We start from the raw sequence: 19,958 nt of genomic DNA on the forward strand, positions 1-19,958 counted from the left end.
TCTCATGCGTGTTACCATCAAAGATGTGGCGAAACTCGCTGGCGTCGCGCCTTCAACTGTCACGCGCGTCATCCAAAACAAATCCACGATTAGTGATGAAACAAAAAAACGTGTCCGTGAGGCCATGGTCGAATTGGACTACCATCCCAATCTTAATGCTCGCAGCCTTGTCAGCCAATCTAGTCAAGTCATTGCTTTGGTCCTACCAATCGACAGTGACGTCTTCTACCAGAATCCTTTCTTCCCAACTGTTTTAAGAGGGATTACCCAGATCGCGTCAGACAATGATTATGCCATCCAAATCTGTACGGGGCAAAATGAAGAACGGCGGCTCGACAACCTCAAACAACTCATCTACGGAAATCGTGTAGATGGTTTGATTTTCCTTTATTCCAACCCGAATGATCCCCTCGTTGAATTTGCGATCAAAGACAAGTTCCCCTTCCTCATTCTCGGAAAGGCAGCTTCACCTTTTGTATCGCTAGTGGATAATGATAATATCAAGGCTGCATTTGATGCGACGGATTATTTCATTCAACAAAACTACCGAAAAATTGCTTTTATCGGGGGAAACAAAGAACTGTTCGTATCTCAAGACCGCTACGAAGGTTATAAAGAAGCCCTTCAAAAAGCAGGGATTCCTCTCGATGAAAAACTGGTTCATTTTTCATTTGGTTTTATGTTAGAAGACAATTCTTATCAAATGATGGAGAGCCTTCCCCTAGCAGAGTTAGATGCCATCATGACAACCGATATTCTCGTTGCTGAAGGGGTGCGCCAATACTTATTAGAACACCAGCTGACAATCCCGATTATTTCCTTTGATTCGATCAAACCACGACTCGATATTGAAGCCTATATTGACATCAATGCGGTGGAACTCGGACGTGAATCAGTTCGGACAATTCTACAAATTATCAAGGATCACAAAGAAGGAAAAACTGTTTGCTACCGTCAATTGATTGACCATACCATTACGAAACTTTAGGAGTCTCTATGTCTACATTTACTGCTTATTTAGATGACCAAGACCTGATTCGTATCCAAAAAGGAGAGGAGCAGATCCTTCCTTTTTATTTGGAAACAAACCAAGGTCGTCTTGCCTTAATCCCTGTCAAAACGTCAAGTGGGGTGACTGATACAGGAGACTATTTCTTAAGCCCTATTCCGCTTGAACTCGGAGAAGAGTACATCATCTACGATGCTGCTGGAAATTCTTCTATACTCCACTATCGAAACATTGTTCGCAAACCCATTTTTGATCAAACCTTCACCTATAGTGGAGAAGATCTAGGAAGTTTCTACACACCACGTCAGACGCAATTTAAATTCTGGGCACCGATTTCGCAAGATGTGACCCTCCATATCGAAGATCAGGTCTATCCGATGAATCGTACAGAAAACGGTGTCTGGGAACTCGTGCTCAAAGGGGATTGGGAAGGAGCTGCCTACCACTATGAGTTTCGTGTCAATGGCCTAGAACGTCGGATTCATGATCCCTATGCTCTATCCTCTTTAGCGAACTCTGGAGATAGCTTGGTCATCGACCGGAAGAAGATCACACGTCCTATCACGCGTGCCACTCGTCAATTAGACCCAACAGAAGCAATCATTTACGAGATGAGCGTTCGGGATTTCTCTGTCCAAAAAGAGGCTGGCTTTAAGCATCCTGGTAAGTTTAAAGGCTTGACAGAATCGCCCCAACTAAATGGCCAGATCCTTGGATTTGATTACCTTCAAAAACTGGGCATTACCCATGTACAGTTACTTCCAGTTTACGATTTCGGTAGTGTCGATGAAGAGGATCAATGGAAAGCCTACAACTGGGGCTATGATCCTGTTCAATACAATGTTCCAGAAGGCAGCTATGCGAGTGATCATAACGAGCCTTATGCACGAATCCTAGAGCTCCAAGACACCATTGACACCTATCACCGGGCCAATCTGAGTGTTATCATGGATGTAGTCTACAATCACGTCTACCAGGCAGATGAGTATGCTTTTGAACAGATCGTTCCTGGTTATTTCTACCGTTATAATGCAGAGGGAGAGCGGACCAATGGAACCTTCTGTGGAAATGACGTAGCAAGTGAACGCTCCATGGTGAGACACTATATCAAGCAATCCCTCAAACAATGGGTTTCCCTCTACGGCTTTGATGGTTTTCGCTTTGATTTGATGGGAATCCTAGACATTCCAACCATGACAGAGATTGCAGAAGAACTCCGTGAAATCTATCCTAACATCTATCTCTATGGGGAAGGGTGGAAGATGGATACAGGCCTCTCTGAAGATCAGCTCGCTCACCAGTATAACGCGAAACGATTACCAGCCTTTGGCTTTTTCAGTGATAACTTCCGGGATACGATCAAGAGAACACTTGTAGCCGGTCACCGTCGTGAGAGTCAACATTCTGCGAATGATTTCGCTAACATTCTAACAGCGAATGTCGGAAAGCTAGGGCCTGCTCATTTCACCCAACCGCAACAAGCCATTCAGTACGTCGAATGCCACGACAATGCAACTGTTTTTGATTATTTCCAACTTGAAAAGGAAGAGATTCGTCTAGAAGATCGAAAAGCTCTCTCACGCCTCGCACTTCATTTGGTACTATTATCTCAAGGAGTACCTTTTATCCATGCTGGTCAAGAATTTTACCGCACAAAAGGGCTCGAAGACAACACCTATAACTTGCCAGATAGTCTCAATCAATTGGACTGGACATCCCTTCCAAAATGCCAAGAAGAAATTGCTTTTCTTGAAGAATTGATTGCTTATCGGAAATCACAGCCACTCCTTCGTTTGAAAAAAGGGCAAGAGATTCGCGACTACTGTGATGTCAAATGGTTGTCTGATCATCATTTGATCTACACGATTGAGAAAGATCGTGAAAAAATAACGATTCTTGTCAATATCGGTGATCAAGAACAGACCTATCAACATCCGAGTGATAGTCAGCTGTTATTTGCCTATCCTCATGCCAACCTCCAAGCGCCTATTCCTAAAGGAAAGGAACTTTCTATTCCTGCCCATAGTTGGCTCCTTCTCCATGAAACAGAAGAATAAAAATAAAGGTCACCACAATGTGGTGACCTTTATTTTTATTCTTCTGTTTCTACAAAGCGTCCAATGATATGAACGTTTTCTGAAATGGTGATAAAAGCCTGAGGATCAGCTTTTTTCATAATATATTTGAATTCATTAAACTCTGCACGCGTAATAACTGTCAGCAGAACTGCTTTTTCCTGATGGTTATAGGTTCCTTCCGCATTGTGGATAATGGTTGCTCCACGATGCAATTTTTTATGAATCTTTTCAATAATGGCATCCGGCTGGCTCGTTACGATCATTGCCTGCATCCGTTTTTGCTTGGTAAAGACAGCATCCGTTACTCGACTCGATACAAAGATGGTAATCATAGAATAAAGAGCATACTTCCAACCAAAAGTCAGACCAGCGATCAACATTATAGTCCCATTGACCAAAAAGGAGATACTGCCGACATTCTTTCCTGTTCGTTTTCGAATCGTCAAACTGACAATATCCGTTCCCCCACTGGAAATGTTGTTCCGAAGGGCAAAACCAATCCCTGTCCCCATGACAACCCCACCAAATAGGGCATTCATGATCGGATCGTTGGTCAACGTAATCACTGGCACGAACTGAATAAAGAGAGAACTCATCGAAACCGTAATAAAGGTAAAGATGGTAAATTTATGGCCAATTTGATACCAAGCCACAATCATCAATGGGATATTGATGGCATAAAAGGTTAAGGAAACGGGAATCGTAAAGCCAATAAAGCGTTGGCTCAGAACAGATAAAATCTGAGCTAGACCTGTTGCACCGCTGGAGTATACATGTCCTGGTTGAAAGAAGAAGTTGACGGCAATCGCTGATAGAAAACCATACAGCAAGGAAGCTGACACTTTTTCATCGTATTTCTCACGGGAGATGCTCTTCAACACGCGCAATAATTTAATGTTATAAGCTAGTCGCCGCACATGATAGCGAAATAGCATATGAAAGCGAGTTTTTTTCATTTTCAATCCATCGATTAGAAGAAAAGGAAAATCTTAGAGCAACTGATTCCTAGACTTTCTCTTTTCTATCTTGTCCTATTCTTGCTCTGCTACTTCTACTTGAAGATTTAACTCATCCAATTGCTTTTCAGAAACGACAGAAGGAGCTTGTGTCATTGGATCTGTCGCCTTGTTATTCTTAGGAAAGGCAATGACTTCCCGAATATTATCTTCACCTGCAAGAAGCATCACGAAGCGGTCTAATCCAATCGCCAATCCTCCATGTGGTGGGAAACCATAATCCATTGCTTCTAACAAGAAACCAAATTGTTCATTAGCAGCTTCTTTTGTAAATCCAAGCGCCTTGAACATCCGTTCTTGTAAATCTTTATGATTAATCCGTAGGCTTCCTCCACCTAATTCATAGCCATTTAAGACGATATCATAGGCAATTGCTCGAACTTTTGAAAGATCACCTTCCAATTCATGCTCTGTTTCAGCTTGTGGAAGTGTAAATGGATGGTGAGCAGACATATAACGGCCTTCTTCTTCAGACCATTCAAACATTGGCCAATCCACTACCCAAAGGAAGTTGTATTGATTGTTGTCAATCAAGTCAAGCTCTTTCGCAAGACGAACACGCAAAGCACCAAGCGTTGCATTGGCTACTTCAAGAGTATCTGCTACAAAGAGAACTAGATCCTTGTCTTCTAACTGTAAAGCAGCTGTCAAGCCACTTGTCAAGTCTGTCAAGAACTTCGCAACAGGACCGTTCAAAGCACCTTCAGCATATTTCACCCAAGCAAGACCTTTTGCACCGTATTGCTTCGCAACTTCTGTCAATTTATCGATGTCTTTACGAGAGTAATGATCTGCTGCACCTTTGACGACAAGCGCCTTAACTGCCGGAGCTTCTGAGAAGACTTTGAAGTCTACACCCTTGACAAGCTCTGTCAAGTCTTGGAGCAACATTTCAAAACGTGTATCTGGTTTATCTGAACCATACAAGGCCATAGCATCATCATAATTCATACGTGGGAATGGGAGTGTTACTTCAATTCCTTTAGTTTCTTTCATGACACGGGCAATCAAGCCTTCTGTGATATCCTGGATTCCTTGATCACTCAAGAAAGAAGTTTCCAAGTCGACCTGTGTAAACTCAGGTTGACGGTCTCCCCGTAAATCCTCATCACGGAAACACTTCACGATTTGATAATAGCGATCAAATCCAGCATTCATCAACAATTGTTTTGTAATCTGAGGACTTTGTGGAAGGGCATAGAAATGACCCTTATTGACACGGGAAGGAACCAAGTAGTCACGTGCTCCTTCTGGAGTTGACTTAGAAAGAAAGGGTGTTTCCACATCAATAAATTCTAATTCATCCAAGTAATTGCGGATTGAATGGGTTACTTTTGCACGGAGTTTGAGATTTTCCAACATCTCAGGGCGACGAAGGTCTAAGTAGCGGTAACGAAGACGGGTATCATCATTGGCTTCAATTCCGTCCTTGATTTCAAATGGTGTTGTTTTGGCAGTATTAAGAACCGTAATAGCTTCTACCTTGAGTTCTACTGCTCCAGTTGGCAAGTTCGGATTAGCTTGTTCACGAGCTTCCACAAGACCTGTCACTTCTACAACATATTCACTACGGATGCTTTCAGCTGTAGCCATCACTTCTGCACTAACTGTTTCTGGATTGATTACCAATTGCATGATTCCTTCGCGGTCGCGTAGATCGATAAAGATCAAACCACCCAAGTCACGACGACGGCTAACCCATCCTTTCAAGGTGATATGAGTTCCAATGTGTTCTTCACGAACACGTCCAGCATACATTGAACGTTTCATTTCTAATTAATCTCCAAACTAATATTCTTCCTTCTATTTTACCATAAAGACCAGCAGAAAGTGGCCTTTAGCTCAACTTTTTCAGTCACCAACTTCTTTAGTTATCGTGGCTCTCTTCTTTCTTTTTGGGATCATCGTAGAGAGTGGGTGCTAGCACCTTCATTAAAGTCGCCGTCCCAAATCGCAAGACAGCTGCTGCTAGTCCAAAAATAGGGGATAGGTAGCGGAAAAAGAAATCTCCCCTAAGCACATAGGTCATGCCACCCACAATAAAAAAGATCACAATTCCCTGAACGATTGCGTAAAACCAAATTTTTTTCACACTATTCTCCTTTTCACAAACCAGCTGACTTATCCACTGTTTTTTATCACTTATCCACAAAAATGTGGATAACTTTCACCTTTTACCCCCTCAAAAGAGGAAGTGTCATCAGCATCAGGACTTGTTTTCATCCATTTACAAGCAAGTTTCCCACAACCTGTGGATAACTCTCTTGCTTATTTGTGACTTTCTCGTCACTTTCCTCACAAATCAAGGAGCCAGGATTCGATCCTGCCCCCTTTGATCAAGCATTATTTAAATTCGTCTGGTGTCCCTTTATATTGGGCCCAGTCTTTACTGAAGAAGCGATCATTTAGATGGTAAGTTGGTGCTTTTTCAGCCTTTGTGACAAAGGGATTGACCGCTTTATCAAAGGCTAGCCAACCATTCCATCCCATATGAATCGTATCTTCCATAAAGTAGGGCTGATCACCATCTTTAGAAAAGTCTGCAATATTGGTGAATCCTTGACTTTCCAATTGGTAACGAATCTTTTGAACAGCCTGTTCATACTTTTCTTGGCTCAAGCCTGTGTATTTCATCCATTTGGCATTAACTGGAGGAATGACAAAGATAACATTGGTCCGAGATTTAGCAAACTGGTCTAGAACCAATTGCAAGTCATTGTACTCAGGAGATTGAACATAGGATTCGTTTTTTTGGAAACCTTTTAGTTTCTTCAACTTCATTTTTAAACGAGTATTGTAAAAATGATTGCTGATTCCAAGGTCGTTGTTATTGGTTTTGACTTTTGCTTCAGCCGTTGCAATTTCTTCCAATTTCTCATATGAGAATTGATCTGGTAAATCTTGTAGACGTTTTTTGACCTTCTTATCGTAATTCCCGTTTGTACGCGTTGCAAGATTACTAAACAAAGCATCTTCGCGTTGGACAAGGTGGGAAACAAACTGGTTCAAAGACTGATCAAATCCGGAAATTTTCTTTCCTTGAGAAATTTTCGTTACAACACTTTGAAAGGCGACATTTGGATACTGTTGTAACAGGCGCTTTGCAGCATACTGGGATGCAACATCCTGTTTGTGATTGGTAATAAAGCTATTCAACTGATCGCTATTAAAGAATTGTTGAAAGGCAGAGGAATCATAGCCCTTTTTGGTAAACCATTGCGGAGAAACTACATAAACAGCTGTATTGTCCTTGAGTTCTGGCAAAATCTGTTGCATCCCAAAATACTGGTTCAAAGAAGCCGCACCACGTTCTCCTAAAAAGTAGGGTCTGTAATTGCGGTCATATTTTTCAGCCAAAACTGCTGGATGCACCACATCAAAGCGCAACCATTCACTTGAACCGAAATAAGGGACAAAGCGATGCTGTGGATCAGAAAGTGCTTCTTGTTTCTTTGTACGACTCTTGAATCCTTCTGCATTCAGACTAACCGCAGCTTTTTTCTCTTCGGTATAGTTGTGCTTATGATTGATTGGATAAAAGAATAATAAAGCTGTTACCATGAGGAGCGCGCAAAATACGGGCCCTAAAATCAGCCACAAACGCTTAAGCATTCTGAAGCTCCGTTACACCTTCTACGATCTTGTTAGCAGTATTCCAATCATCGCGTCCAAATTCAGATACAGGAACACGGATGCCAAAGCGATTTTCCAATTCCACAATCAATTCGACTGTTCCCATACTATCAAGGACACCCGCATCAAAGAGATCCTCATCCATCATGTCTGAGACATCTTCCATAAACAATTCGTCAATAATTTCAATTACTTGTGATTTTACATCCATTTTTCTATTCTCCTTTTATTTCAATTTTGGAAACCATTGTTGATCCAAGAATCCTGAGAAAATCAGGAAGGACAGCATCACTGTGTTAAAGGTGATAAAGATCCCCAAAGCTTTGGTCCAACGATTGTCCGGTATAGGATCCAATCCTTTTGCTTTTCTTTCTTTATTGATGGTCTTTTTCTTACGAATCCAAGCATCATTGATAACCAGTCCAAGCCCATGGAAGAGCCCATAAGCGATGTAGTACCAGGTCACCCCGTGCCAGAAGCCCATGACCAACATATTGATAATATAGGCAACATTTGAGGTGGTAATCCGGCTCTTGAATACTTTATTGCGCATCAATACCATCACGAGACGCATAAAGACAAAATCACGGAACCAGAAAGATAAACTCATATGCCAACGATTCCAGAATTCCTTTAAGTCACGTGATTTAAAGGGACGATCAAAGTTGATTGGACTTTTAATCCCCATCAGATTGGAAGCTGCTAAAGCAAACATCGAATAGCCCGCGAAGTCAAAGAAGAGATCAAAACCATAAACATACATGACTCCCAGCGTTCCGATATTGAAGAATCCACCTTGAGACAAAGCATAGGTCTGCACATGACCTAACAATAAGTGGCCAAAAATATGAGCTAGGATAAATTTATAAAGGAAGCCATACATGATATACTTAACAGCTTGCTCCAACATATCCAATAATTCTTCACGCTCAGGAATAGCGTTATAATCCTCATTAAAACGCTTGAAACGATCAATCGGCCCACTTGAGAAGGTCGGCATAAAGAGCATAAAGCGTAAGAATTCCCAGAGTGTGAATTCTTTCAAGACACCATCTCGCATTTCGATGATCATTCCGACAGCCCGGAAGGTTAAATACGAAATCCCTAAAAATCCAAACAAGGATTGGTGCCCATTCTTGATCGCTGGCTCTACCTTAACAAAGATCAGGGGCAAGACAGACAAGAAGGAATGAAGATAGAAAATCCACTTGTTGTCCGCTTTTTGACGATAAATCTTGTAGGAATACACAATCAAGATTTGCCAGACAACGTAAAAGAGCAGGGCATAAATTTGCTTGAGATTCGAACCTGTCAGCATCAAAATGATAAAGATCAGACTCACCAGTCCTTCATAGACCGGAAATCTCTTTTTGAAAAAGAGACCCACAAAGATCGGCAAAAAAGCTAGAATGAGGTAGATAAAATAGATCGGTGTTCCATAGTGTTCTAAATGAGGGAGCTGTTTCAAAAACTCGATCATCGGTTGTTAACCTCGCTAATCAACCCTTTGATGTCGATTTTCCCGTTTGGTGTTAATGGCAGGCTGTCACGGTAAAGGAATTTTGAAGGCATCATATAAGACATCATGATGTTTTCTAAATCTTCCTTAATGGCTTTCGTGATATCAATTTCGCGTTCAAATTGTTCTTTGACACCCTCTTTTAAGATGACATAGGCCAAGAGATTTTGGACCTTGTGATCTTTATTATAACGCGGTACTGCGACTGCTGAGTCAATATACTTCGATTTGTTCAAGTTTTGAGAGACATCCTCTAGCTCGATACGATAACCGTTAAACTTGATTTGGAAGTCCATCCGTCCACCATAGAGAAGGAGACCTTCATCCGTCATGGTTCCGACATCTCCCGTATGGTAGGCTGGAAGGCCTTCAAATTCGAAGAAGGCTTCTGCTGTTTTCTCTGGATTATTCATATAACCTTTTGAAACGGCTGGTCCAGACACGATGATTTCCCCTTGCTCACCATTTGGCAATTTGTTTCCTGCCTCATCAATGATGAAGGTTGGAGAATCTTCTTTGGTGTAGCCAATTGGCAGACGTTTCAAAGTAGCCAACATCTCATCTGTTACGGCTACAGCCGACAAAGCAACAGTTGCTTCCGTTGGGCCGTAGGCATTGATGATGCGTGCATTTGGGAAACGCTCACGCAATTTCTGGGCAGTTTTAACGGTCAACTCTTCCCCATCAAAGTAGAAATGGGTGATTCCTGGCATCTTTTCAGCATTGAAATCTTCAGACAACATGGCCATATCTGCAAAAGATGGTGTCGAAGTCCAGATAGCAATCGGAAGAGAAAAGATGGTCGCAAAGAGTTGTTTGAAGTCTTGAGTGATGGCTGATGGAAGAGCAAAAAGGGTTCCTCCAAGAGCCAAGGTCGGTGCCCAGTACATGACAGACAAGTCAAAGGAATAAGGCGGTTGTGCCAACATTTGCGGACGCTCTGGCGTTGCAAATTCCTTGTCCGTAATCATCCAGTTGGTAAAACTGAGCAAGTTATCGTGCGAAATTTGCACCCCTTTTGGTTTCCCAGTTGTCCCTGAGGTAAAGATGATGTAGTAGTTATCATCCCCTTTGACCGGATGTTTCAAGTCATAGGCATGCTGAGCCGCATAAGCTTCACGCACTTGCTCCAAGGACATGATTGGAGCAGCTGGGTTTTCCAATGGAAATTCATTGATGGCAATAATCAAGCTTGGCTCTGCTACTTCAACAATGGCAGACACGCGCTCCAAGGCAGAGTGGCTATCAATTGGGATATAGGCATGGCCAGATTTTGTCAAGGCCACAAAGGTTGCTAACATTTCATATTCTTGACCACCAAAGACCACTACAGGTGACTTTTCAGGAAGTCCCATTTGGTCGATGTGGGCAGCCAAGCTATCTGAATCAGCCTTCAATTGGCCATAGGTATGCTCCTCACCAAGGACATTGTAAACCGGATAGTCTGGTTGTAGTTGCGCATAACGTTCAATTGTCTCGATCATATCAGTAATTGGTTGGTTTGACACGGCTAGGAGTCTCCTTTTCTAAAATTCGTTGTAGATAAAGCCACCCTGACCTTGACCAAGGTAACTAAAGAAATAAAGTAGGGCTAGGAAAATGGCGAAATACAAGACCGTCTGCCCGATAAATTTATAAAGTGTTTTATGTTTCATAAGTTTCACTCTTCATTTTGATTGTTACTCACTATTTTACCATTTTTTATACCAAGTAAGCAATTTTAAACATAGTGAGAATGTCGTAGAAAACGTTATCATTTCAGATCATTCAAGCCGTTTAACGATAGCATTTTTCTTTAATCAGTTTTCTGGTTGAAATCCTATTCTATTTCACAGTCCCCTGATAAATCAACTCCAGACACTTGTCCAGATCCACATCTCTCTCGAAATGGCTAGGTGTCCAAGGAATCTCTATATCGGGTAGAACACCCTGATCCGTCATCCCTTTCCCTTGATCCACGCTTAAACAGCGAGAAGTGGGAAACATTAAACAAAAATCGCCATAATCAACTGTACAACAATTAGAGTAGTCTAGAATCCCGAGAGTTGGTCGACCCACCACCGTTACCTTCTTAAACTGCCTCATCATCTGAACAAAATTATCCCCAGAAGAAGCGCAGTAGATATCCGACAAGATAAAGATCTGTTCAGGATAGTGGCCCCCTCTGACCTCTGGGAAGAATTCCTCGCTTTCTTCCTTATATGCTACATAGCCTTTTCCCCGATAGTGTATCAAATTCTCTTTCATATCTTCAAGTAGCTTAACTGTTTCGGGACTAATTTCTTCCTGTTGCATCCAGTCCTCAAAGTCTTTCAAGCGCAGGTCAACATTGCGCTCTGTGTAGAGAATTTCCATGCCATCATCATCCCAGTCAAGCGAATCATAGCCCTGATCCTTCTCTAAGCCTAGATGTAACAGAGGAAGATATAGAGAATCCGTCCCTCCACTGTTGCGTCGGACATCAATGATAAGAAACTTGACTTCCGTCATCATCGGTAAACACTCTTGGTATAAACGACCCAAAGATCCTTCATCCATAAAGTTATCCAGACGAAGATAAAGAATCTCATCGTCTAATCGTTTCCAAAAAATCTGATCCTGGATCGGTTCTCGACTGGGTACTACTTTAATGGTCTTTTCTATCCCTTCTCGAAGCAGGGTGACACTCGTTGACTGAGAGACCAAATCTGCCCATTCTCTATAATGTCTTTCTGGGGTCTTGCTGATAAAATAGGCTTTATGAAGAGAAGCTATCTGATCCAAGTCACTTCCATCCAGAGCTAGGATCTGATCTCCTACTTGAAGACCCGTATCTTCATTAGCTTCCTCAACATACAGTTTCTGTCCATTTATTCTCAAAAGGAACCCTTTTTGACTGGCCTTTTTATCTCGAAAAGAAACATGCCCGATCACCCCAAAACTAGCTAGGTAAGCCTTAACTTGATAGAGAAAGGCATCATCTGTCATATCATCTGTAATGTTTTCTCGAAAAGGCTCTGGATCGCATCCTTTTCGATCCTTGCTGGTAGATGAATCATGGGTCATAATAGAGACGACATCTTCAAAAATAGCAGTCTTTTTCATAAAGGATTCCTTCCATTTTTTAGAAACAGTATACCACTTTTTCTTAAAAAGTTCTTAAAACCCTAAAAAACTATCCTAAAGTAGGATAGCCGTTATAGATTCTTTCTTTTCTTCGCTTTCTTTGTCAGAGCGACATCACAATTTTCAATCTTGCTAATCAATAGATTGGCAAGGCCAAAATCATCGATGTTCGATTTCATATTTACCTCGTAGTTCAAGGTCAGTTGTTCTCCAGCTTGGGCCGTTGTGACAGAAATAAAGTCAATTTCTGAACAACTTTGGTCTAACAACTGGCTGATTTGTTCTGCAACAGAATCTTGTTTTAAGACGGTAATGGTCAAATGACGGCGCCGTTGATGGTCTGCCTTACTCTGTTTGTTCTCTAATACCAGCCACACCCCTAGTAAAGAAAGGGTTGATAAAATTGCCAATAAAAGATAGCCCGAACCTGCTGCCAGTCCTATAATCATGGCTAAGAAAATGGCAATCAACTCTCTCGAACCACTCGTAGCCGAACGAAAACGGATCAAACTAAAGGTCCCTGCCACTGCAATCGAGGTTCCCAAACTTCCATTGACCAAAAAGATCACTAAGGTCATCATAGAAGGAAGCAAGGTCAAACTAATGACAAACTCTCGAGTGTAAAGTGTTCGGTATTTATAGGTCCAAGATAGGGCCAGCCCTAGAAAGAGGCTGACCAAAAGGGCCAGCAGTAAGCGCACCGGATCCACTGTTGCTGTGGCATTATTAAAAATAGAATCAAATAGATTAGACATAGGCAGCACCTACCGTTTCTTGAACTGGTCTTGGGGCATAATCCAAGCCTTGTGATTTATGATAAGCACAGCTATATTTTGAAAATTTCTGCTTCACCAAACCATACTTCTCTAAAATATCCTTTAGCCATTGAGGTTCTTGCCCAGGAGCCTTAATTTCCATGATTACGAAGTCATCCTCTAGTAGAGGTTCTCCTTTCTTCCCATCAAAAAGGCTAACAGCCTGATCTCGAAAGACTAGGTTTTGATCGATTGTCACGCGAATCTTCTGATAAGGATAACCCTGAATGGATTTCTTTTCTTTGAGAGACAAGCGATCATAGTAAATAAACATCCGTGGTTCCAATCGATGACCATAACGTTTGCGCAATCTCTGAATCTCCTGCACTAAGTCTGGATCTTGTATCTGATGATCTACTTTCCCATCTGTCATCAAGTTGATAATGGCTTGCGAAGTGGCGACTAGACGGAATTTATGGCCAATTCCTTCTTCATCTTTTGACTTCACCTCTAGAAACACTGGACTGTCTGCTTGAGGTGTTTCTATATAAGTCCGCATCCGAATTTTTTCACGGCGGTGTTGTTTGGCAAGAGCATCTTGAATGACATCAAAATTTTCCGTATCAAAATAAATGTTTGAAATGGTTGAGGTTGGGTAATCATCTTCTACGACGTATTCTTTTAAGTCTTTGATCAAGTCCTTCACGTCATCTTTTGCGACGATATATTTTGTTTCGATTCGTTTGAAACTTGTCTCAATTGTTTTTTTCATGTTTCTTCTCCTTTAAGGGGGATCTATTGTTTCTAACCTTCAGTAAGTATGAATACGACTTACGTGCTTTCTAGTTTAATGGGACTTTCTTAACTGGTCATTAAGCCAAACTTAAAGAAAACTAAAGTTAAGGTTCCTTTCAGAAAAACTTTAGGAAACTTTCAGCTAGCAACTTTAGACTAGAAGCATATCAATGGAACGAGAGGAAAAGCTCATGCAATCAAACAAATGGAAATTTTTATTAACGGGGGCCGCAACCCTCACCTTACTGACAGCTTGCACCCAGGCGTCATCACAATCAGCTACAAAAAGCAATACTGCACAAACAACCGCTACTTCTACTTCAAAAAATAAAACAAACAATTCCAACTATTTTACAGATAAGGACAAGGACAGCTCTTATGATGAAAGCAAAGCCTCTACTGTAAAACTGTCTGGATCTTCTGCAAGTGTATCAGGTGACGGCGTAGCTGTATCTGGATCAACTGTGACCATCTCAAAGGCTGGAACCTATGTCATCTCTGGTGAATCCGATGGGGTTCAAATCAAGGTCGAAGCAGGTGACTCAGATGATGTTCACATCGTCTTGAAAGGCGTTACCATGACCAACACCAACGCCCCAATTTCTGCTACGAAAGCAGGGCATGTCTACCTGACTCTAGCGGATGGCACGACCAATACCTTGTCTGATTCAAGTTCAAACAATGATGAAGATGCCGACGCAGTGATCTTCTCTAAGGGCGACCTCACCATCAATGGTTCAGGTACGCTCAACATTGACGCCAAGAAGAACAACGGGATCAAGGCCAATGACACTCTCCATATCACAGGTGGAACCTATAAGATCACGGCTGTAGGAGATGCCTTCAACGTCAATGACGAACTCAATATCACTGGCACGACCATGACCATCGATGCAGATGAAGATGCCGTCAAGGTGGATAATGATGACGATACTTCGGTCGGAACCATGTACCTTTCAGATAACAAAATGACCATCACCGCAGGAGACGACGGCATCCATGCTTCTGGTGATCTGGTCATCGATAGCGGAACCTACAAGGTAACAGAGTCTGTCGAAGGTCTCGAAGGAAAATCGATCACCATCAACGGTGGTGATATCACCATCTACGCAACCGATGATGGTGTCAATGCAGCCAATGCTAATGCCAACCAAGATGAAATTTTCTTCACCATGAATGGCGGAACACTTAACGTTGAAGTTGGCCAAGGCGATACCGATCCAATTGATTCGAATGGAAATATCACTGTTACCGGAGGAACCATTAAATTAACGGGACAATCTGGATTCGACTTTGATGGTACTGCTACCTACACTGGCGGAGACATCTATATCAACGGTGAAAAACAAACAGAAATTGTCAACTCCATGCCTGGAGGCGGTGGGGCTCCAGGCGGTGGCGGACCTCAAGGCGGTGGACCTGGAGGTGGGCATCCATAATAACAAATAAAGGCAGGATTTCTTCCTGACCTTTTTTTGTTACCCTTTTTATGATAGAATAGAAAATCAATCAGCTTATCGAAAGGAACATGATGAAAAAACAAACGCTCCCTCTTTTCTTCACACTCTTGCTGTCTCTTCTTTTGCTATCAGCCTGTGTGCCGGATCTTAAGATCAACTTTAAAAAAGAACCAACAACTACCAGCTCAAAAAAGAAAACCTTTAAAAAAAGTAGCTCGAGTCGTTCTAGCCTCCCGAGTCGCTCAACCAGTTCAAATAGCTCAAGCAACTCCTCTAGCTCTCCCTCAACTACTACGGAAACCACTTCTGATATCGTCACAACCGAAGGACTCCCTAGAAATGCTCAAGAAGCACCCAAAGATAAAATTTATGCGACAGGGAACTTAAAAGTAGCCTACTCTAGAAATGACGATAAAATTTTTGCACAGACGCCGGATTATGAAGGATATACCACCGCTCTTGTCCAAACAATTCTTGGAAATCCAGAGAAACAACTAACAGACCCTGCTTATATTGCCGAATCTTTTGAAAATACCGAATTAGAAAATATTAAAGGGCTCTACCACGAGGGGAAAATCACAGAGGAACAAGCTCATGCCTTTTTGATGGGAGCTGTTGATCTCAAACAAGCGTCTAAATTCGGAGTAAACTACACCATTTACACCTATAAAAACAACACCATCCAACTGGTCTTTGAAAACGATCAACTTCTCTATATTACTCCAAATCCTGATGTCGTCTTCTTTAAATAATTTACATTCTCGCATAGACAAGCGAGAATTAGAATCTAAACAAACTATTTTAAAGTAAAATAAGTTAAATGATTCTCCAAAAAAATAAAAATGAGTTCCAATTTTTAAATCAATTCAAGAGAATACCGAAACTTTCCACTGTGAGAAAAGTGCCTGAAATGTTGTTTCAGGCACTCGGAATTATTGAGACCTTAGGCTCAATAATTAGTCATGGAACTTCGAAGAAGTTCGCTGACGTCCGTACTCACCTAAGGAAAGTTTTTAATATGACTTTATCTTCAATCTGAGTCTCGCTTAAACAAGCGAGAATTTTCGTTTCACATGAAACAAAAAACTTCCAACACTCTCATTGTTGGAAGTTTTTTAGGATTAGTCCTCTTCATATTTTTTTGGATTATAGAACCACATTCCGAGGCCTGCAAAAAGAACAATAGTCATCAGAAGGAAGGCCACTTGATTTCCAATTTCTCCTGTCATCGAAATCGTTTGACGAAGACCAGAAACGGTATAACTCATTGGCAAGAATGGATGAACAGCTTGGAAAAATCCATTTGTCAAAGCAAGAGGATAAGTTCCTGCACTAGAAGCCAATTGCAAGAGCAAGAGGATCAAGGAAAGGAAAGCACCGACTTTTCTTTGCCATGTCGTTAAAGCTGTTACGATAGACATGAAGGCTACACTACCAATCACACAAAGGAAGAGAGTAGCCATCTCATGATTAGCTGATAAACCAATCAAGTGAACGGCACCATAGACCAAGACTCCTGCAATCACCGCAATCGTTCCGTTGACCTCAAAGCGAGATTTAAACCATGCCCAGCGACTTTCAGGATGACGACCGGATGGTAATTTTGCAAAGATCATGTTGGTTGACAAGGCACAAACAAAGAGAGCTACCGAGATCATATAAGGAGCCATTCCAACACCATTCACAGGGGTATTGTCATGGTCTGTTTTAGACAAAGTGACAGGATCTGCTAAGGTTTTAGCGTTTTCTTTTTCAGTTGTCGCAGCATTCAATTGTCCCTTAGCATCATTTAATCCTTGACTCAAGGTTTGGCTTCCTGTTGCTAATTCACCCAAACCATTTGTCAATGTTTGGCCACCCGCTGCTAATTTGCTAGACCCATCTGAGATTTGATTTGCACCGTCGGCTAGTTTATCAGCCCCAGTCACCAATTGACTTGATTTTTCTGTCAACTGGTTGACACCCGTGACAAGTTTATTGACACCACCTGCCAATTCTGGAGTTTTACTGTTCAATTGTCCTACACCGTCAGCTAATTTTCCAGCTCCAGCAACCAACTCACTAGACTTCCCTGTTAATTGTGTCGCTCCTGAAGCCAGTTGATTCATGCCTGATGTCAAGGCAGGCATCTTTCCATTTAACTCACCTAGACCAGAAGCTAATTGATTGCTTCCTGCAAGTAATTCTGATGATTTACTATCTAGTTGACCAACTCCTGCTGCTAACTGACTAGCCCCATTTGTTAAAGTACTGCTATTCGTCTGAAGTTGGGTTGCTCCATTAGCGATTTTATCGACACCAGCTGTATAAGCGCCGATCCCTTGACTGATGGTTTGGCTAGCTGGCAACAATTGTCCACTAACTGCGGATTGGATCTTAGACAAGCCACTTGACAAGTCTGTCAAGGTAGAAGAAGCTGTCGGTAAAACTTGATTGGCTGCCGTTTGCAGTTGTGTCAAGCTATTTCCTGTATTCAAACTACCTTGGATCGTTTGAATCGTAGTCAAGATTCCTTGAGCCGCCGTTTCACTCGAGCTTGGACTCGATGAGATCGCCGCATTGATTTCCGCTTGTTGGTCAGCTGTCATTGCTTGATAGGCTGCTGTCCCTTGTACACTTGCAAGGGCATTTGCACGATCCGCTTGGGCTGAAGCAAGGATTGATTGAGCTGAATTCGCTATACTGGTCAATCCAGCTGACAGTTGACTGGTATCTACTGAAGCATTTTGAATCGCTGCATTTAATTGGTTTAAACCTGCTGCCAATTGATCAATCTGAGCGGATTGACTTGTAGAAGCTTGTAGCTGGCTTGATAATGTTTGAATACCTGATTCTAATTGTGAAACCCCATTTCGAAGGGTAGCAGATTGACTACTTAATTGACCCGCTCCCTCTGATAAAGTAGCGACTCCATTTGTATAGGTTGCTAAACCATTTGAAAAGTTTGACAGGCCTGAATTCAATTGACGCACACCATTGGTATAATTCCCAAGACCATCATTGAGGGTCCCCATACCGCTGGTTAACTGACCAACTCCTGAGGCCAACTGAGGGGTTTGACTCGCCATTTGATTGAGACCATTTCCTAATCGATCCACTCCGGTAGCGTAAGCCATCAAGCCTGTATTAAAAGTACCAAACCCATTATTTAATTGATTGACGCCAGATACCAAGTTTGGAAGTTGACCAGCCATTTGATTGAGACCATTTCCTAATTGACCAACACCATCTGTATAGGCTGCTAGACCCGTACGAAGAGTAGTCGCACCATCTGAAAATGCTAAGCTTGAACGAGCCAATGTATTCAAATTAGTAGACAGTGTTTGACCACCATCTTCCAATTTACTTGCACCATCTGCTAATTTAGCACTTCCATCTGCCGCTGTCCCCATACCAGATTTAAGCGATCCCATTTTGGAAAATAAAGCTGTTGTATACGTATTGGTCACTTTTTCGGCCACTGACTGCTTCATCTTTGTCATCGCAGTGTCGCTCATTTTCCCTGCGATAAAACTATGACCACTGGATGTTTGGTAATCAATGGTCATCTGTTCCGGATGATTGGTTAAGATGGAGCTAGCTTTCTTTGAAAGATCCTCAGGCAGGGTTACAATCATATAATAATCGCCATTTTTAAGACCATCTTTCGCAGCTTTCTCATCTACAAAATGAAAATCAAGTGAGTCATTGTCCTTCAAATTGGACACCATGTCTTTTCCTATTTCCATCTTTTGTCCATTATATGTAGCAGATTGATCCTTATTGACAACCGCTACAGGAAGATCCGAAACTTGGCCATATGGATCCCACATGGAAGATAGAAAAATAATATTATAAAGAGCTGGAATCAAAGCAACTCCAATCATGACAATGATAAATGTTGGCTTTTTAAGAATAGCCTTCCATTCTTTCATCATATTTTTTGTCTCCTTTTTATACACATTGTCTAAATTTCTGATATAATAGATTATACAGTTTCTAGAAATTTTCACAAGTAGGAAATCTTTATTTTTAGACACTGTGTATAATTTTGTGCAAAAAGGATTAACAGATGACTGAGAGCAATAAACGATTAAAAACAAAACGAAATATCGAGGAGGCGATGGTTCGACTACTAGAAAAGGAATCATTCGACCAAATCACAACGGTTGAGTTAGCACAAGAATCCGGCATTAGTCGCTCTAGCTTTTATACCCACTATCGAGACAAGTACGATATGATCGAGCGCTACCAACAAGCACTCTTTCACAAGCTTGAATATATCTTTGACAAACACCAAGACGACAAGCGCCAAGCGATTACAGAAGTGTTCGAATTCCTAACCAAGGAGCCACTCTTTGCAGTTCTTCTGACAGAGAATGGAACCAAAGAGATCCAAACCTTCTTACGACATAAATTACAGATTCTTCTGGTTGATAGTTTGCAAGAGCGCTATAGTCATAAATCATTAACAGATATTGAAAGAGTCTACAGTTCTGTCTATCTGACCAATGCCTTCTTCGGAGTCTGTCAGATGTGGGTTTCGCGCGGAAAAAAAGAAAGTCCTCAACAAATGGCTGAATTTTTAATGAAAATGTTACGGTAACAG

The 19,958-nt window shown here is 41.7% G+C and carries 17 protein-coding genes; 5 read left to right on the top strand and 12 right to left on the bottom strand.

The window, feature by feature from the left end; all coding sequences use genetic code 11:
- Positions 1–4 precede the first annotated feature (4 nt).
- Both O3605_RS05560 and pulA read left to right on the top strand, forming a co-directional pair.
- Complete coding sequence (locus O3605_RS05560) at positions 5–988, top strand: LacI family DNA-binding transcriptional regulator (protein ID WP_013904333.1); 984 nt, start codon at positions 5–7, stop codon at positions 986–988.
- 8 nt (positions 989–996) lie between these two features.
- Positions 997–3,066, top strand: coding sequence for a type I pullulanase (gene pulA / locus O3605_RS05565; protein WP_371585472.1), 2,070 nt, complete (start codon positions 997–999; stop codon positions 3,064–3,066).
- 35 nt (positions 3,067–3,101) lie between these two features.
- Here pulA and O3605_RS05570 read toward each other — a convergent pair whose 3' ends face one another.
- The 11 genes from O3605_RS05570 to O3605_RS05620 all read right to left on the bottom strand — a co-directional run bounded on the left by O3605_RS05570 (position 3,102) and on the right by O3605_RS05620 (position 13,887).
- A complete protein-coding gene (locus tag O3605_RS05570) occupies positions 3,102–4,043 on the bottom strand; it encodes a YitT family protein (RefSeq protein ID WP_070505993.1) in 942 nt (313 codons plus the stop codon).
- Positions 4,044–4,118: 75 nt separating this feature from the next.
- Positions 4,119–5,873: an aspartate--tRNA ligase gene (gene aspS, locus O3605_RS05575; RefSeq protein ID WP_371585474.1), complete on the bottom strand. Its 1,755-nt coding sequence runs from the start codon at positions 5,871–5,873 to the stop codon at positions 4,119–4,121.
- A gap of 97 nt (positions 5,874–5,970) precedes the next feature.
- On the bottom strand, positions 5,971–6,195 hold the full coding sequence (locus O3605_RS05580) for a hypothetical protein (RefSeq protein WP_021154124.1): 225 nt from the start codon (positions 6,193–6,195) through the stop codon (positions 5,971–5,973).
- Positions 6,196–6,446: 251 nt separating this feature from the next.
- Positions 6,447–7,715: a D-alanyl-lipoteichoic acid biosynthesis protein DltD gene (gene dltD / locus O3605_RS05585; protein ID WP_371585475.1), complete on the bottom strand. Its 1,269-nt coding sequence runs from the start codon at positions 7,713–7,715 to the stop codon at positions 6,447–6,449.
- Positions 7,708–7,947 (bottom strand): D-alanine--poly(phosphoribitol) ligase subunit DltC, encoded by a 240-nt coding sequence (gene dltC / locus O3605_RS05590; protein WP_003002265.1) that lies wholly within the window; start codon positions 7,945–7,947, stop codon positions 7,708–7,710. The genes dltD and dltC overlap by 8 nt, the downstream gene beginning before the upstream one ends.
- 15 nt (positions 7,948–7,962) lie before the next feature.
- Positions 7,963–9,216 carry a D-alanyl-lipoteichoic acid biosynthesis protein DltB gene (gene dltB / locus O3605_RS05595; RefSeq protein ID WP_049492700.1) on the bottom strand — a complete coding sequence of 418 codons (1,254 nt, stop codon included), beginning with the start codon at positions 9,214–9,216 and terminating at the stop codon, positions 7,963–7,965.
- Positions 9,213–10,763, bottom strand: coding sequence for a D-alanine--poly(phosphoribitol) ligase subunit DltA (gene dltA, locus O3605_RS05600; protein WP_021154127.1), 1,551 nt, complete (start codon positions 10,761–10,763; stop codon positions 9,213–9,215). Before dltA ends, dltB begins: the two co-directional genes overlap by 4 nt.
- 18 nt (positions 10,764–10,781) lie before the next feature.
- The gene (gene dltX, locus O3605_RS05605; protein ID WP_003002102.1) at positions 10,782–10,910 is read right to left on the bottom strand and encodes a teichoic acid D-Ala incorporation-associated protein DltX; all 129 of its coding nucleotides are present in this window, start codon (positions 10,908–10,910) and stop codon (positions 10,782–10,784) included.
- A 169-nt stretch (positions 10,911–11,079) separates the two neighbouring features.
- Entirely contained in the window at positions 11,080–12,339 is a 1,260-nt protein-coding gene (locus O3605_RS05610; RefSeq protein WP_070505987.1) for a S41 family peptidase, read from the bottom strand.
- Between the two features lie 92 nt (positions 12,340–12,431).
- Positions 12,432–13,115 (bottom strand): DUF4956 domain-containing protein, encoded by a 684-nt coding sequence (locus O3605_RS05615; protein ID WP_070505985.1) that lies wholly within the window; start codon positions 13,113–13,115, stop codon positions 12,432–12,434.
- On the bottom strand, positions 13,108–13,887 hold the full coding sequence (locus tag O3605_RS05620) for a polyphosphate polymerase domain-containing protein (RefSeq protein WP_070505983.1): 780 nt from the start codon (positions 13,885–13,887) through the stop codon (positions 13,108–13,110). The genes O3605_RS05615 and O3605_RS05620 overlap by 8 nt, the downstream gene beginning before the upstream one ends.
- 214 nt (positions 13,888–14,101) lie before the next feature.
- On the opposite strand from O3605_RS05620, the gene O3605_RS05625 reads away from it, so the two are divergent.
- Together O3605_RS05625 and O3605_RS05630 are read left to right on the top strand one after the other, a co-directional pair.
- Positions 14,102–15,349 (top strand): carbohydrate-binding domain-containing protein, encoded by a 1,248-nt coding sequence (locus O3605_RS05625; RefSeq protein WP_186823068.1) that lies wholly within the window; start codon positions 14,102–14,104, stop codon positions 15,347–15,349.
- 89 nt (positions 15,350–15,438) lie between these two features.
- Complete coding sequence (locus O3605_RS05630) at positions 15,439–16,122, top strand: DUF4947 domain-containing protein (protein WP_083306324.1); 684 nt, start codon at positions 15,439–15,441, stop codon at positions 16,120–16,122.
- A gap of 369 nt (positions 16,123–16,491) precedes the next feature.
- On the opposite strand, the gene O3605_RS05635 is transcribed toward O3605_RS05630, so the two are convergent.
- The gene (locus O3605_RS05635; RefSeq protein ID WP_070505978.1) at positions 16,492–19,287 is read right to left on the bottom strand and encodes a YhgE/Pip domain-containing protein; all 2,796 of its coding nucleotides are present in this window, start codon (positions 19,285–19,287) and stop codon (positions 16,492–16,494) included.
- Positions 19,288–19,421: 134 nt separating this feature from the next.
- Here O3605_RS05635 and O3605_RS05640 point away from each other — a divergent pair, with 134 nt between their 5' ends.
- On the top strand, positions 19,422–19,955 hold the full coding sequence (locus O3605_RS05640; protein ID WP_003001962.1) for a TetR/AcrR family transcriptional regulator: 534 nt from the start codon (positions 19,422–19,424) through the stop codon (positions 19,953–19,955).
- Positions 19,956–19,958: the final 3 nt, after the last annotated feature.

The sequence above is a fragment of the Streptococcus sp. 27098_8_99 genome (genome assembly GCF_041431935.1).
In the GTDB taxonomy this organism is placed as follows: Bacteria; Bacillota; Bacilli; order Lactobacillales; family Streptococcaceae; genus Streptococcus; species Streptococcus parasanguinis_D.

Excerpts from the sequence above, each read along its gene's own strand:
- O3605_RS05560 (WP_013904333.1), top strand. The coding sequence starts at position 5 with ATGCGTGTTACCATCAAAGATGTGGCGAAACTCGCTGGCGTCGCGCCT.
- pulA (WP_371585472.1), top strand. The coding sequence starts at position 997 with ATGTCTACATTTACTGCTTATTTAGATGACCAAGACCTGATTCGTATC.
- O3605_RS05570 (WP_070505993.1), bottom strand. The coding sequence starts at position 4,043 with ATGAAAAAAACTCGCTTTCATATGCTATTTCGCTATCATGTGCGGCGA.
- aspS (WP_371585474.1), bottom strand. The coding sequence starts at position 5,873 with ATGAAACGTTCAATGTATGCTGGACGTGTTCGTGAAGAACACATTGGA.
- dltD (WP_371585475.1), bottom strand. The coding sequence starts at position 7,715 with ATGCTTAAGCGTTTGTGGCTGATTTTAGGGCCCGTATTTTGCGCGCTC.
- dltC (WP_003002265.1), bottom strand. The coding sequence starts at position 7,947 with ATGGATGTAAAATCACAAGTAATTGAAATTATTGACGAATTGTTTATG.
- dltB (WP_049492700.1), bottom strand. The coding sequence starts at position 9,216 with ATGATCGAGTTTTTGAAACAGCTCCCTCATTTAGAACACTATGGAACA.
- dltX (WP_003002102.1), bottom strand. The coding sequence starts at position 10,910 with ATGAAACATAAAACACTTTATAAATTTATCGGGCAGACGGTCTTGTAT.
- O3605_RS05610 (WP_070505987.1), bottom strand. The coding sequence starts at position 12,339 with ATGAAAAAGACTGCTATTTTTGAAGATGTCGTCTCTATTATGACCCAT.
- O3605_RS05615 (WP_070505985.1), bottom strand. The coding sequence starts at position 13,115 with ATGTCTAATCTATTTGATTCTATTTTTAATAATGCCACAGCAACAGTG.
- O3605_RS05620 (WP_070505983.1), bottom strand. The coding sequence starts at position 13,887 with ATGAAAAAAACAATTGAGACAAGTTTCAAACGAATCGAAACAAAATAT.
- O3605_RS05625 (WP_186823068.1), top strand. The coding sequence starts at position 14,102 with ATGCAATCAAACAAATGGAAATTTTTATTAACGGGGGCCGCAACCCTC.
- O3605_RS05630 (WP_083306324.1), top strand. The coding sequence starts at position 15,439 with ATGATGAAAAAACAAACGCTCCCTCTTTTCTTCACACTCTTGCTGTCT.
- O3605_RS05635 (WP_070505978.1), bottom strand. The coding sequence starts at position 19,287 with ATGATGAAAGAATGGAAGGCTATTCTTAAAAAGCCAACATTTATCATT.
- O3605_RS05640 (WP_003001962.1), top strand. The coding sequence starts at position 19,422 with ATGACTGAGAGCAATAAACGATTAAAAACAAAACGAAATATCGAGGAG.